The organism is Phenylobacterium sp. (assembly GCF_004799395.1).
GTDB lineage: Bacteria > Pseudomonadota > Alphaproteobacteria > Caulobacterales > Caulobacteraceae > Phenylobacterium.
In genome coordinates this window covers 1-12,223 of sequence record NZ_SSMZ01000135.1, presented here as the reverse complement: position 1 = coordinate 12,223, position 12,223 = coordinate 1, and the positions used below count along the sequence as shown (strand labels likewise).

Sequence of the window (12,223 nt, the reverse complement as noted above, 5' to 3'; positions counted from 1 at the left end):
CACACCGCCTGTCTCTGGAAGTCCCACTAGACCTGCGCCTGCAGCAACAACCGCCTTGTGGGAATTCGCCGTATCGTCGTTGGCGGCTTGGGCGAATTTCTGGGATGCCGCGCAGAGCAAGTCGTTCATGTTCGGATTGGATATTCCTCCGCTTTGCGGAGGCGTCGCGATTGGAGCCGGGGTTAAATTAAAACATCCCTCTGAACAATTATTTGCAAGCAAAGAAGGATCTATTGAAAATGGATCAGGTAGATCCTCGTAGTCTGGCTCGAGTGTCGGCGAACAGACAAAGCACCCGAAGGTGCTTAACGCGTATGTGGTGTACCGATTTCAACCGCTGCGACCTGCGAGTCAAGTCTCGACCATTCGGGATGGCTGATGCGGCAGCGGTCCCAACCCCCGCCGCATGACCGCGCCGGCATGCTTGTTGGTCGTGACGGTCAGGTGCGAATGCGCATGTTCACCAGCCGCGACCACGAACCCTTAAATTCCGCCGGTCAAAAGTGTCGCTCGATCCCGCGATCACTATAACCCCTCCCACAAGGGGAGAAGGCTCACAAAAAGCCTGGTCAGGGCCGCGTCCGGAACGGGTCCGCCGGGTAAACCCCCAGCACCTCGAACTTCTCGGCGAAGAAGCTCAACTCCTCGAACGCGAGGGCCAGGCCGCGGTCTTCCGGCCTTCCGTCGGCCTCGGCGTAAAAGAAGGTCGCCGTCCAGGCGCCGTTCTCCATGTAGCTCTCCAGCTTGGAGATGTTCACGCCATTGGTCGCAAACCCGCCCATGGCCTTGTAGAGCGCCGCCGGCAGGTTCCTCACGCGGAAGATGAAGCTGGTGATGCAGGGCTGGGTGAAGGGCGGCGGCGCGGGATGCTTGTCCGCCGTCATGATCAGGAAGCGGGTGGTGTTGTGGTGCTCGTCCTCCATGTCCCGGACGAGGATCTCCAGGCCGTAGATCTCCGCCGCGAGCGCCGGCGAGATCGCCGCCTTCGTGCGATCGGGCGTCTGCGACAGGATGCGCGCGGCGCCGGCGGTGTCGCCCACCGACTCGGTCTTCAGCTTCATCCGGCGGATCGTCTTGCGGCATTGCGCCAGCGCGATCGGCATGGAGGAGACGGACTTCACCTCCTCGAGCGTCACGCCCGGGTTGACCATCAGCTGGAAGTGGATCGGCTTGAACCGCTCGCCGACGATCTTCAGGCCGGAGTTGGGCAACAGGTGGTGAACGTCGGCGACGCGCCCGGCGATGGAGTTCTCCACCGGGATCATGCCCAGGACGCAGTCACCCTTCTTCACCGCCTCGAAAGCCTCCTCGAAGGTCGGATAGGGAACGGGTTCCAGCTCCGGGAAGGCGGCGGCGCAGGCCTCGTGGCTGTTGGCGCCCAGTTCCCCCTGGAAAGCGATGCGGTCCTTGCTCATGAGAGCGTCCTAGCATGGGCCCGCGCCCGCTCAAGGTCGGCGGGGTTGTCGACGCTGATCGGCGCCTCGTCGATCACCGCCGCCCAGACCGACATGCCGAGCTCCAGGGCCCGCAGCTGCTCCAGCCGCTCGCGTTTCTCCAGCGGCGACGGCGGCGCGGCGCAGAACCGCTCCAGCGCCGCGCGCCGGAAGCCATAGATGCCGTGATGCAGCCAGACCGGCGCGTCCCCATAGAGCACCGAGCGGGTGAAATAGAGCGCACGCGCCGTTCGCCCGGCGGCCTGCATCGCGGCCACCACCTTGGGGATGTCGGGATTGGTCCGCTCCGCGGGATCGGCCTCGGCCACCATCACCGTCGCCAGATCGCAGGAGGGCTCGGCGGCCAGCAGCCGCGCCACGACGGCCACCGCGTCGGGCTGCACGAAGGGGATGTCGCCCTGCAAGTTGATCACCACGTCGTGGCGCCGCAAGGGGTCCAGCTCGGCCAGGGCGGCGACGATCCTGTCGGAGCCCGAGGGCAGGTCGGGGTCGGTCAGGATCGCGCGGCCGCCCGCCCGGCTGACCGCCTCCACGATCTCGGGATCGCCCGCCGCGACCGCCACCGGGCCCACGCCGGCGGCCTCGGCCTGCCTCAGCACGCGGACGATCATCGGTACGCCGCCGATGTCGGCGAGCGGCTTGCCGGGCAGGCGCGTCGCGGCCAGACGCGCGGGGATCAGGACGATGGGGTTCACGAGGATGCTCGCAGCCTTGCTTGGGCGGTTGCGCGAGCGCCGGTAGCGTGTAAGAGAGCCGGACGCAACAAGGGGCGGGATTCCCGCGCTTGCGCCGGCTTGTGCGCCGGTTCGCAAAGAGGGCCGATTTCCGGAAGATGAGCGACCTGACCTTCAACAAGTACGCCGGCGCCGTGCTCGCCACCTGCTTCGTCATTGCTGGCCTCGTCCAGCTCTCCGGCGGTGTGTTCGGCGAGGAAAAGGTCGCCAAGCCGGGCTTCAAAGTCGATGTGGTGGAAGACACCGGCGGCGCCGCGGCCGCGGCCGACACGCCGCCCGACTGGGGCACCGTCCTGAAGACCGCCGACCCGGTCGCCGGCCAGGCGGTGTTCGCCAAGTGCCAATCCTGCCACAGCCTGACCGCCAACGGCACCGGCCCGAACCTGACGGGCGTCGAAGGCCGTCACCCGGCCACCGAGCCCGGCTTCGCCTATTCCGACGGCATGAAGGCCTTCGGCGAGAAGCAGCCGGTGTGGGACTTCGATCACCTCTACATGTTCCTCAAAGGCCCGCAGGCCTATGTGAACGGCACGAAGATGACCTTCGTCGGTCTGAAGCAGCCACAGGACCGCATCAACCTGATCGCCTACCTGCACACCCAGGGCTCGACCCTGCCGATCCCCGCGCCGAATCCGGCCGCGGCGGCCGCGGCGGCGACGCCGGCTGCGCCTGCGGCCGCCGGAGCGGGCAAGCCCGTCGCTACCGGCTCGACCGCCGCCCCCGCCGCGGGCGCCGGCGGTCCCGCCGGCGCCGGCCCGGGCGCGCCGGCCCAGCAACCCGCCACTGCGGGTGCGAATCCAAAGTGACTCGCCGCTAGGCGAGTCATTCCGGACGGCGCGAGGCGGCTATCCAGAACCGGATCGCTAAATCCTAGAGCCGCCGGAAGCCCGTCGGCTGGCCCGCCCCGGCCGCATCGATGCGCACGATTGCCGCTTCCAGCGGCTCGATGGCCACCGCCATGTGGAAGCCATTGGCGTGGACGATGCGCCCACCTTTGGCGCTCGGTCGGTCCAGGCCGATCCCGACATGGCCCTTCCAGAACACCAGGTCGCCGCGCCCGAAGTCGGCCTGTCCGATCTCGCGTCCGAGTTCGGCCTGCTGGTCGGCGTCGCGCGGGCAGGCCAGGCCGCAGGCGAACATCGCCGCCTGCACCAGCCCTGAACAGTCGAGCCCCAGGCTCTCGCGCCCTCCCCAGAGATAGGGCGCGCCCAGGAACCGCTCGGCCACGCCGGCGATATCGCTCTCGAAGGTCCCGATCGGAGTCAGGTGCTCGGCCGCCATCCATCCGGCGCCGACGACCTTGGCCAGCCGCCCCTCCGTGGCCTCGACGGCGACCAGGGCGTTCATCGAATAGGGCCCCGAGGCCCGCGACTTGATGCTGGGCTCGGCGAAGGCGTAGGTGCGCACGGCTGCGACCCTATGCGTTGCCTCCGGCCCCGGCGCGGCCAGGGCGGCGGTTGGCGCGAAGCCCACATAGCCGTCGCGCCGCGCCTGGCCCCAGAGGAAGCCGCCCTCCTCCTCGATCGCATCGAACGCCTCGCCGAACAGCAGCTGGTCCATCTGTTCCGACGCCAGGTCGGGCGCCCGGTGGATACCCGCCGCCGGCGCCGTGCAGGTCAGGCTCTTGCAATCCAGATAGACCTCCGCGCGGACCAGGCCCTCCAGCGCACGGCTTGCGATCCCATCGCGCAGGGGTGTGATGCGCGGGTCCCAGGAAGCCGAGGCGTCCATCAGGCGAACCGATCCCGGATCATCCGATAGAGGCCGCGGATCGCCTGGGCCTCGGCCCCGGCCGGGTGGCCCGGGCGGTTGCGCGGGTTCCAGGCGAAGATGTCGAAATGCGCCCACGGTCCGCAATTGGGACCGGAAGGCGCGAACCGCTGCAGGAACAGCGCCGCGGTGACCGAGCCCGCCTGGGCCCAGGCGTCCGGGTCGTTCTTGATCTCAGCCACGTCGGACTCGAGCGCCTCGGCGTAGGGCTTCCACAGCGGCATACGCCACACGGGGTCGGACACAGCCCTGGCCGCCGCCTCGATCTGGCCGGCCAGCTCGTCGTCGTCGGTGTAGAAGGGCGGCAGCTGCGGCCCGAGCGCGATCCGCGCGGCCCCGGTGAGCGTCGCCAGGTCGATGGTCAGCGCCGGCTCCAGCTCGCCCGCCCGAGTGAGCGCGTCGGCCAGGATCAGCCGGCCTTCGGCGTCGGTGTTGCCGACCTCGATGGAGAGGCCTTTCCGCGAGGCCAGCACATCGCCCGGCCGCATGGCGTCTCCGGAGATGGCGTTCTCCACCACCGGCGTCAGGATCGCCAGCCGCACCGGCAACCCGGCCGCCATGATCATTCGCCCCAGGGCGAGCGCGTGGGCGGCGCCGCCCATGTCCTTCTTCATCTGCCGCATGCCCGCCGACGGCTTGATGTCCAGACCGCCGGTGTCGAACACCACGCCCTTGCCCACCAGGCAGACCAGCGGCTTGTCCTTACCCGCGCCCTCCCAGGTCACCTCGATCATCCGAGGCGCGCGCGCCGCATCGGCGGCGCGGCCCACGGCATGGACCGCCGGGTAGTTTTCAGTGAGCAGGGCCTCGCCGGTGACCACGGCGATCTTCGCCCCATGCAGCTCGGCGATCTCGCGCGCGATGGTCTCGATCTGCAGGGGGCCCATGTCGTTGGCGGGTGTGTTGACCATGTCGCGGGCCAGCGCGCAGGCGTGCGCCACCTGGCGGACCTCAGTCAGGTCGACGCCCTCGGTGAGGAGCTTGGCCTTCTCCGCGCCATGGGCCTTGTAGCGGTCGAACCGGTAGCTGCCGAGGGCGAAGGCGAGCGCAATGGTGTCCTTGCCGATCCCCGCGGGCGCGCGGGCGAGGCGGTACGTCCCGGCCGGAAGCTTGGCGGCCAGCGTGCGGAAGACCATCGGGTCGCCGCCCGCGCCCCCGGAAGAGCCCAGCCCGAACAGCACATGGGCCAGCGCCCCGTCGGCGCCCGGGATCAGCAGCAGTTGGCCGGACTTGCCCTTGAAGTCGGAGATCGCCGCGAAGGCCTTGGCGCCGGCGGGGATGGACTCCAGAGCTGGGCCAGTCTCGGCCTCCGTCAGCGCGTGGACCGGAATCACCGGACCGTCGGCGGCGTCGAGGATCACGTCGGACATGCGGGGGCGCCTTTTCGCGAGAACGAGGAAGCCTGTCCTCTCCTAGTCGCTTAGGCGCGGGGGCCGCAACCGCCTCAAAGGTGGGCGCCCAGCGCCGACATCGGGAATGCGACCAGGGCGCCCAGCGCGATCGCCACGCCATAGGGCACCCCTTCGCCAGGCTCGGCCAGACGCACGAACCACGCGGGACCCGCGCTGATCAGCGGACGCACCGACGCTGAGCGCAGCGCCAGGAGACCGGCCGCCAGGGCGCCGCCCGCCACGCCGGTGACCAGCAGATAGGTGGGCGCGCCGGCCAGACCGAGCCAGAGCGCCGCGGCGGCAAACAGCTTGGCGTCGCCCCCGCCGATCCAGCCGGCCGCGAACATCCCCATGCCTGCGATCAGGGCCACGAGGCCCACCGCCACGTCCGCCGCCGCCAGCCGCCAGGGCAAGCCCAGCGCCACGGCGGCGGCCGCGAAGCCCAGGATCAGGACGCCCGGCATCCAGTTGGGGATGGTGTAGCTCACCACGTCGCGCAGGCCCGCGGCGATCGCCAGGATCGGGAAGACCAGCAGGATCAGGGTCTGGAACAGATGGACCATCGCGCGCTCCCTTGAGGCCCCCACCATGGCGCCGGCCGATGAACGGAGGGTTTCGTCCTGGCGCGCCCGGCCTCCCGGCCAAATAAAAAACCCCGGCGGTCGCCCGCCGGGGGTTCTTAATGTTCGGACTTCGCCGGGCCTTAAGCGGCCGACAAGGTCGTCGCGATGGAGTTGAGCGTCGACGACAGCTGGCCGCCGAGCGCGGTCAGGGCGCCGACCAGGACCACTGCGATGAGCGCGGCGATAAGGCCGTATTCAATCGCCGTGGCGCCGGACTCATCCTTCAGAAAGCGAATGACAAGACTGGACATGTTATCTCCCTAGGAGCGATCGCGCTCTCAGGCTTTGAGGGATCGAGTTGGCTTAGCCGGCCAGGGTGGTCGTGATGGAGTGGAAGGTCGTGCTCAACTGGCTGCCGAGCGCGGTCAGGGCGCCCACGAGCACAACGGCGATGAGCGCGGCGATCAGGCCATATTCAATGGCGGTCGCGCCGGACTCGTCCTTCAGGAAGCGGGTGACAAACTTGGACATGATCATCTCCTTTTAAGCGAGCAGTCGTTGTCGGGCTTCAAGCTCGTCGCCTGCTCGCCCTAATGCCACGCCAAGTTCGCAGGTCTCACTTAATCGGCAGTAAAGACCGCGGTGCTCAAGCTAATTTTCTTTGGTAAATTGAGATTAACAATGAATTTCGATTAACTTCACAACAAGATTCGAGCTTCAAGTTAGTCTTGGTTGTTTTATGACATTAAATCTCGGTTAGCTACGGGCCCATATACTGCCCGAAGGACTTGAGAGAGACTCGTGCGCAAGCGCTCACCTTCCCGCCTTGGCCGTTTCGTAGCGCGGTTCGCCCGCGCCCAGCGCGGCGTCACGGCCGTCGAGTTCGGCCTGGTCGCCCTGCCCCTGATGGTGCTGACCTTCGGCGCCCTCGAGCTGGCGCTGGTGTTCCTGGTGTCGACCACGCTGGATCAGGCGACCGAGGCCGCTTCGCGCCAGATCCGCACCGGCAACTTCCAGATCAGCGCCGCCAATACCCGGGCCGACTTCAAGAACCTGGTCTGCTCGGGCATGAGCTGGCTGAACGGCAGCTGCGCCAGCGGGGTCACCGTCGACGTGCGCACCTTCAGCACCTTCGCGGCGCTGGCCGCGACCCCGGCGATCAGCCCGGCCACCTTCAACCCCGTGACGACGCCCACCTGTTTCACCGCCGGCCAGCCGACCGACATCGTGCTGGTGCGCACCTATTTCGTCTGGAACCTGTTCACGCCGCTCCTGAACAACGCCCTGGAGAACATGGGCGGCGGATCGGGAAAGCGGCTGATCAGCTCGACCACGGCGTTCCGCAACGAACCCTTCGACGACAACCCACCCATAGGCACGTCATGCTGAGGCGTCTTCGATCCGACCAGCGCGGCCTCGCGGCCGTCGAGTTCGCGCTCATCGCGCCGATCATGATCCTGCTCTATTGCGGCCTGGCCGAGTTCACCATGGCCATGATGGCCGAACGCCGCGCCGCCCACGCCACCTCGGTGGTGGCCGACCTCGTCGCCCAGACCAGCCAGATCACCGGGAGCCAGGTGACCGACGTCTTCACCGTCGCCAACGCGATCATGGACCCGTTCCCGACCCCGCCGCTCAAGCTGCGGATCACTAGCGTCGTCGCCGACGTTAACGGGGTCCCCCGGGTGAGCTGGAGCCAGGGCGACGGCCTCAGCCCACTGGTCGCCGGCGCGGCTGTCACCGGCTTCCCGGCGAACCTGCTGGTTGCCGGCGACAGCGTGATCATGGCCGACATGCAGTACGCCTTCACCTCGCCGCTGCAGATCACGCTGCCGAACGTGGTCAACTTCAGCGACACCTTCTACCTGAAACCCCGCGCCTCCTCGTCGGTGACCCTGCTGCCGGGTTAGCGCTAGGCCGTTAGCGGCCGACGACCGCCTCGGGGGCCAGGTCGCGGCCGCCTCCCTTGACGAAGAACAGCCCGATAAGGCCCACCACCAGCAGCACGATGATGCTGGCGAAGCCGCCCTGCTGGCTATGGGTCACCCGCGTGCCGATGTTGACCAACCCGGGCGCCAGCCACGCCGTCGCCACCCCTGACAGCCCGTAGATCCCGAAGAAGGCGCCGGTCCGGGCCGGCGGCGTCAGGCGGGTCAGGGCCGTGCGGGCCGAGGCGTATTGGGCGGTGATGAAGATCGAATTCGTAAAGCCGATCATCAGGAAGATCAGGCTGGGCAGGGTGCGGTAGACCGGTCCGCCCCACAGCGGCGCATGCGCCGCGGCGTCGTAATGCCAGAAATAGAGGATCTTGTCGGGCGCCATGCCCAGCAAGCCGGTGAGCGCGATGATGGTCATGAAAATCTCAAGCCGCAGCGCGTTCTTCGGGCCCATGTTGTGATCCAGCCAACGGCCCACCTGGCCGCCGAATGTGGCGATGATGCTGCCGATGATGCCGCCGACAAGCAGGTCCAGCGGTCCCCACTTCATGACCCCGGCCGCCAGCACGCCGTAAAAGAACAGGACCCCGTTCATCCCATCGAAGAAGAACATCCGGGAGATCAGGTAGATCATCGCATCGCCATAGCGCCGCACCGTTGTCAGCATGGTCCAGAGGTCGGCGGCGCCTTCCTTGAGGGCCCGCAGCATCGGGACACCTGTCTTCGGCGCGTCCGGCGTGAAGAGGAAGATCGGGATCGAGCCGACCGCGAGCGTAATCGACGCCAGGATCGCCACGACGCGCTCGGGCTCGTGGCTCTCCGCGCTCAGGCCGAACAGCGGATGCGCCGGCACCCAGGCCCACCCCACCTTGCCCGGCAAGGCGAAGGCCCAAGCGGTAAAGGCCAGCGCCACGACCGAGGCCGCGTTGCCCAGCGACAGCGCCAGACCGGACGCGCTGTGCGCGCCTTTCAGCCCGGCCGCGCGGATCAGCATGGAATTATGCAGGATTTCCGACCAGGCGAAGAGCACGTTCACGCAATAAAGGATGCCGAGCGTCGCCATGATCGACAGGCCGGACAGGTCCGGCTTGGCGAACCACAGGGCGCCGATCAGCGGAACCATGCCGATCACCGTGGCCGCGAGCCAGGTCTTGCGCGGCCCCAGCTTGTCGATCGAGGCGCCCAGGAACGGCCCCGTCGCGAAGACCGTCCAGCCAACATATTGCTGCAGGCCCGAGATCATCTCCTGCCCCTTCACCGGGTCGCCGACCATGGAGGCCGAGACGTAGGGCATGAAGACGAAGATCGTCACCAGGATAACGTAAGGGTCGCGCCCCCCTTCGAAGATCGACCAGGAGAACCCGCCGCGGTTCAGCTTGGCATTCCCGCCCAGATCGGCCTCGATCGGCCCGCTGGCGACGGACGCGGGCCCCAGCGCCTCCGCAATTGGTGGCTCGGTCAATCGCTCGCCCTCCCAGGCTCCGCCTTTGCGGCGGTTGGGACGGACGTTGCAGGGTTTTTGCGGCGGAGGCTAGGCAAGGCCACCAGATGCTCCCCCCAACGCGCGGACCGCGATGGAAGAGAAACGATTAGCCCAACTTTCCATCCGCCGCCGCCAGCGCGGCCTGCGCATCAGCCTTGAACCCCTGCGCGTTCAGCGCCTCGCAGAGCGCGGTCAAGCACAGGCGCACGTGCCAGGCGGTGGCCGAGGCGCCCATCAGGCCGATCCGCCAGACCTGGCCCTTCAGCGGCCCAAGGCCCGCGCCGATCTCCAGGTCCCAATGCTTGAGGACATGGGTGCGCACCGCCGCCTCGTCGACCCCGTCGGGCACCCGCACGGTGTTGAGCTGCGGCAGGCGGTCCTTTTCGGCCACCAGCATCGATAGCCCCGCGGCTTCGATCCCGGCCACCAGCGCCTCATGCGTCCGCGCATGGCGCACGATGGCCGCCTGCTGACCCTCCTCGAAGATCGCCACGAGCGCTTCGTGCAGGCCGTAGAGCGCGTTGATCGGGGCGGTGTGGTGGTAGGTCCGGCCACCCTCGCCGCCCCAGTAGCTCATCAGCAGGTTGAAATCCAAGAGCCAGTTGCGGACCTTTTCCTTGCGGCCCGAGATCGCCGCCTGGGCGCGCTTCGACAGCGCAATGGGCGACAGGCCGGGCGGCGCCGACAGGCATTTCTGGGTCCCCGAATAGACCACGTCGGCGTCCCAGGCGGCCACGTCGACGACGATGCCGCCCAGCGAGGTCACGCAGTCCACCACCGACAAGGCGCCATGCTTGCGCGCCACGGCGCAGAGGCTGGCCGCGTCGCTGCGCGCGCCGGTCGAGGTCTCCGCGTGCACGAAGGCCAGCACCTTGGTCGGCGCGCCGCTGAGCGCCGCCTCGACTCGCGCCACGTCCACCGGCAGACCCCAGTCGTGATCCACCGTCACGACGGTCGCCCCCGCGCGGCCGGCCATGTCGGCCATCCGCCCGCCGAACGCCCCGTTGATCGCCACCACGCAGCGGTCGCCCGGCTCCAGCAGGTTCATGATCGCCGCCTCCATGCCCGCCGTGCCCGGCGCAGGCAGCGGGACACAGGCGTGATCGGGAGCGTTGAACAGCCGCTGCAGCGCGGCCTTGATCTCCTCCATCAGCGCCTGGAACTGCGGGTCCAGGTGGCCGATCGTCGGCCGGGCCAGGGCGCTCAACACGCGGGGGCTGACGTCGGAGGGCCCCGGGCCCATCAGGATGCGCCGCGGCGGCTGGAAGGATTGCATGGGTGGCTCCGTTGGTCAGGCCTGGCCTCAGGCCAGGAGACGCGCGTGTAGCCTTTCGCGCAGGGCGTCGTCCACGCCCAGCACCTCGGCGAGGTAGGCGTCCAGGCTGCCGTGGCGCTCGACGATCACTGCGAAGGCCGTGTCGAGGTAGTCGGCGTGCACCGACACCGCGACCTTCAGCGCCGCCTCGGACGGCCGGATCCCCACCTGCTTCTCAAGCCAGGGGCCCAGGAAATCCATCTTCCGCGCCATGCGGGCCTCGTCGTTGGTCAGGAGGTAGTCGGCCATCAGGTCGTCGTGGCCGACGCCTGCCGCGTGATGTGTGAGCGCGCAGATCAAGCCGGTGCGGTCCTTGCCTGCCGCGCAATGCACCACGATCGGCCCGCCGCTCTCGGCCAGGGTGGTGAAGTAGCGGCTGAACAGGTCCACGTGACGCGGCTCGAACGGCGCGCGGCGGTAGTAGCCCATGCCGTCGTTGTAGAACCATTCGGGCGGCAGGTCGGTCAGGCCCTTCATCAGGTCGGCCCAGTCGCCATGATCGGAGACGATGTCGTTCTCGATCACGGTCCCGCCGAACCCGGGCCAACGCTTGGACGGCTCACGCGCCCGTTCCTCGCTCCGCCGCAGGTCGATGATGGTCGCCAGACCCATCTGCCGCATCCGCGCCAGGTCAGCCTCGCTGGCGTAGGCGTGGTTGGCCGAACGGTAGAGCAGGCCCCGCTTCAGCGGCCGTCCGTGCACGGTGTCATACCCGCCGAAGTCGCGGAAGTTCTCGATGCCGTCGAAGTCGATGTGCCGGGTCATGGGCGGCCAGATAGCGGGATTTGCGCGGAGGATCGAGGGCCCGCCCTTGGTCAGCGGCGGACATGGACAACGGCCCAGCGGTCAGCATAGAGCCGCCGCCACCCCGGCATCTCATCCATCGCCTCGACCACGGGCGATCCGGCCTTGAACAGCGTCCAGCCAACCTGGCGCGCGTCCAGAGTGGCGGCCAGCGCGGCGCGGTCCGGCCGCACCAGCCGGTCGTAGGCCTCCAGGTAGGCGTCGCCATAGAGGTCGGCCCGGCTGTCGATGAAGGGCGCCACGCCCTGGCCTATGAGATAGCCGCCGAAGCTGTAGTCGTTGAGCACGTGGGTCCGTCGCGTCGCAGCCGGCACCGCGGCGACGGCCGAGACGGGGCGGTCGAGTCCGTCGCCTAGGACCACGGGCCAGGCGAGCCGGCCGACCGCCAGCAGGACGGCGATCGACACCGCCGCAGCGGTCAGGATCGGCGCCCGAGCGGGCCGATCGCCCGGCGCCGGCGTCTCCGCGCCCTGCCCGAACGCCTGCGCCATCGGCCCGGCGAGGATCAGCACGCCAACCACGCCCAGCATCTGCTCATACCGCACATGCTGCAGGGCCAGATAGAGCAGCAGCAACAGCAGCGCCGCGCGAAGCGCCGGCAGCCGCAGCGGCCGGGTGAGCGCCACGAAGAGCCCGGCCAGCAGCGCGGCCTCCAGAGGCCCGACGCTCGCAAAGCTGGCGGGCGCCCACTCGCCGATGTGCGCTAGACTCTTCATCCCCAGGAGCTGGATGGGGAACAGCAGGGTCCCGACGCCGTCGGGGCTGATGACCG

15 protein-coding genes are annotated in these 12,223 nt (G+C 68.5%); 4 read left to right on the top strand and 11 right to left on the bottom strand.

Annotated elements, in window-relative coordinates; genetic code table 11:
- Positions 1-262, top strand: a 262-nt coding sequence (locus E8A12_RS09190) for a hypothetical protein (protein WP_293367878.1), incomplete at its 5' end; no start/stop codon positions are given.
- Positions 263-569: 307 nt separating this feature from the next.
- Here E8A12_RS09190 and E8A12_RS09185 read toward each other — a convergent pair.
- Both E8A12_RS09185 and E8A12_RS09180 read right to left on the bottom strand, forming a co-directional pair.
- On the bottom strand, positions 570-1,415 hold the full coding sequence (locus E8A12_RS09185; RefSeq protein ID WP_293367876.1) for a prephenate dehydratase: 846 nt from the start codon (positions 1,413-1,415) through the stop codon (positions 570-572).
- Positions 1,412-2,149: a 3-deoxy-manno-octulosonate cytidylyltransferase gene (locus E8A12_RS09180; RefSeq protein ID WP_293367874.1), complete on the bottom strand. Its 738-nt coding sequence runs from the start codon at positions 2,147-2,149 to the stop codon at positions 1,412-1,414. The genes E8A12_RS09185 and E8A12_RS09180 overlap by 4 nt, the downstream gene beginning before the upstream one ends.
- 137 nt (positions 2,150-2,286) lie before the next feature.
- Here E8A12_RS09180 and E8A12_RS09175 point away from each other — a divergent pair, with 137 nt between their 5' ends.
- Positions 2,287-2,994 carry a cytochrome c family protein gene (locus E8A12_RS09175; RefSeq protein WP_293367872.1) on the top strand — a complete coding sequence of 236 codons (708 nt, stop codon included), beginning with the start codon at positions 2,287-2,289 and terminating at the stop codon, positions 2,992-2,994.
- Positions 2,995-3,058: 64 nt separating this feature from the next.
- On the opposite strand, the gene E8A12_RS09170 is transcribed toward E8A12_RS09175, so the two are convergent.
- The 5 genes from E8A12_RS09170 to E8A12_RS09150 form a co-directional block, all read right to left on the bottom strand.
- Complete coding sequence (locus tag E8A12_RS09170; protein WP_293367870.1) at positions 3,059-3,919, bottom strand: NlpC/P60 family protein; 861 nt, start codon at positions 3,917-3,919, stop codon at positions 3,059-3,061.
- A complete protein-coding gene (locus E8A12_RS09165; RefSeq protein WP_293367868.1) occupies positions 3,919-5,328 on the bottom strand; it encodes a leucyl aminopeptidase family protein in 1,410 nt (469 codons plus the stop codon). Before E8A12_RS09165 ends, E8A12_RS09170 begins: the two co-directional genes overlap by 1 nt.
- A 74-nt stretch (positions 5,329-5,402) precedes the next feature.
- On the bottom strand, positions 5,403-5,912 hold the full coding sequence (locus E8A12_RS09160) for a prepilin peptidase (RefSeq protein ID WP_293367866.1): 510 nt from the start codon (positions 5,910-5,912) through the stop codon (positions 5,403-5,405).
- Between the two features lie 140 nt (positions 5,913-6,052).
- Entirely contained in the window at positions 6,053-6,223 is a 171-nt protein-coding gene (locus E8A12_RS09155; protein WP_293367864.1) for a Flp family type IVb pilin, read from the bottom strand.
- Positions 6,224-6,275: 52 nt separating this feature from the next.
- Positions 6,276-6,443, bottom strand: coding sequence for a Flp family type IVb pilin (locus E8A12_RS09150; protein ID WP_293367862.1), 168 nt, complete (start codon positions 6,441-6,443; stop codon positions 6,276-6,278).
- A 270-nt stretch (positions 6,444-6,713) separates the two neighbouring features.
- Between E8A12_RS09150 and E8A12_RS09145 the strand changes: the two genes are divergently transcribed.
- The gene (locus tag E8A12_RS09145) at positions 6,714-7,301 is read left to right on the top strand and encodes a TadE/TadG family type IV pilus assembly protein (protein WP_293367860.1); all 588 of its coding nucleotides are present in this window, start codon (positions 6,714-6,716) and stop codon (positions 7,299-7,301) included.
- Positions 7,295-7,822, top strand: a complete 528-nt coding sequence (locus tag E8A12_RS09140) for a TadE/TadG family type IV pilus assembly protein (RefSeq protein ID WP_293367858.1) — start codon at positions 7,295-7,297, stop codon at positions 7,820-7,822. Before E8A12_RS09145 ends, E8A12_RS09140 begins: the two co-directional genes overlap by 7 nt.
- Before the next feature lie 10 nt (positions 7,823-7,832).
- On the opposite strand, the gene E8A12_RS09135 is transcribed toward E8A12_RS09140, so the two are convergent.
- The 4 genes from E8A12_RS09135 to E8A12_RS09120 all read right to left on the bottom strand — a co-directional run.
- Positions 7,833-9,311, bottom strand: coding sequence for an MFS transporter (locus E8A12_RS09135; RefSeq protein WP_293367857.1), 1,479 nt, complete (start codon positions 9,309-9,311; stop codon positions 7,833-7,835).
- A 127-nt stretch (positions 9,312-9,438) separates the two neighbouring features.
- Entirely contained in the window at positions 9,439-10,608 is a 1,170-nt protein-coding gene (locus tag E8A12_RS09130; RefSeq protein ID WP_293367855.1) for an alanine--glyoxylate aminotransferase family protein, read from the bottom strand.
- A 27-nt stretch (positions 10,609-10,635) separates the two neighbouring features.
- Positions 10,636-11,412 carry a tyrosine-protein phosphatase gene (locus tag E8A12_RS09125; protein WP_293367853.1) on the bottom strand — a complete coding sequence of 259 codons (777 nt, stop codon included), beginning with the start codon at positions 11,410-11,412 and terminating at the stop codon, positions 10,636-10,638.
- Between the two features lie 50 nt (positions 11,413-11,462).
- Positions 11,463-12,223, bottom strand: a 761-nt coding sequence (locus E8A12_RS09120) for a hypothetical protein (RefSeq protein ID WP_293367851.1), incomplete at its 5' end; no start/stop codon positions are given.

What these genes read in the sequence shown, in the direction of transcription:
- E8A12_RS09160 (WP_293367866.1), bottom strand. Translation starts at nt 5,912, where the DNA reads ATGGTCCATCTGTTCCAGACCCTGATCCTGCTGGTCTTCCCGATCCTG.
- E8A12_RS09130 (WP_293367855.1), bottom strand. Translation starts at nt 10,608, where the DNA reads ATGCAATCCTTCCAGCCGCCGCGGCGCATCCTGATGGGCCCGGGGCCC.
- E8A12_RS09170 (WP_293367870.1), bottom strand. Translation starts at nt 3,919, where the DNA reads ATGGACGCCTCGGCTTCCTGGGACCCGCGCATCACACCCCTGCGCGAT.
- E8A12_RS09175 (WP_293367872.1), top strand. Translation starts at nt 2,287, where the DNA reads ATGAGCGACCTGACCTTCAACAAGTACGCCGGCGCCGTGCTCGCCACC.
- E8A12_RS09165 (WP_293367868.1), bottom strand. Translation starts at nt 5,328, where the DNA reads ATGTCCGACGTGATCCTCGACGCCGCCGACGGTCCGGTGATTCCGGTC.
- E8A12_RS09150 (WP_293367862.1), bottom strand. Translation starts at nt 6,443, where the DNA reads ATGTCCAAGTTTGTCACCCGCTTCCTGAAGGACGAGTCCGGCGCGACC.
- E8A12_RS09185 (WP_293367876.1), bottom strand. Translation starts at nt 1,415, where the DNA reads ATGAGCAAGGACCGCATCGCTTTCCAGGGGGAACTGGGCGCCAACAGC.
- E8A12_RS09140 (WP_293367858.1), top strand. Translation starts at nt 7,295, where the DNA reads ATGCTGAGGCGTCTTCGATCCGACCAGCGCGGCCTCGCGGCCGTCGAG.
- E8A12_RS09155 (WP_293367864.1), bottom strand. Translation starts at nt 6,223, where the DNA reads ATGTCCAGTCTTGTCATTCGCTTTCTGAAGGATGAGTCCGGCGCCACG.
- E8A12_RS09125 (WP_293367853.1), bottom strand. Translation starts at nt 11,412, where the DNA reads ATGACCCGGCACATCGACTTCGACGGCATCGAGAACTTCCGCGACTTC.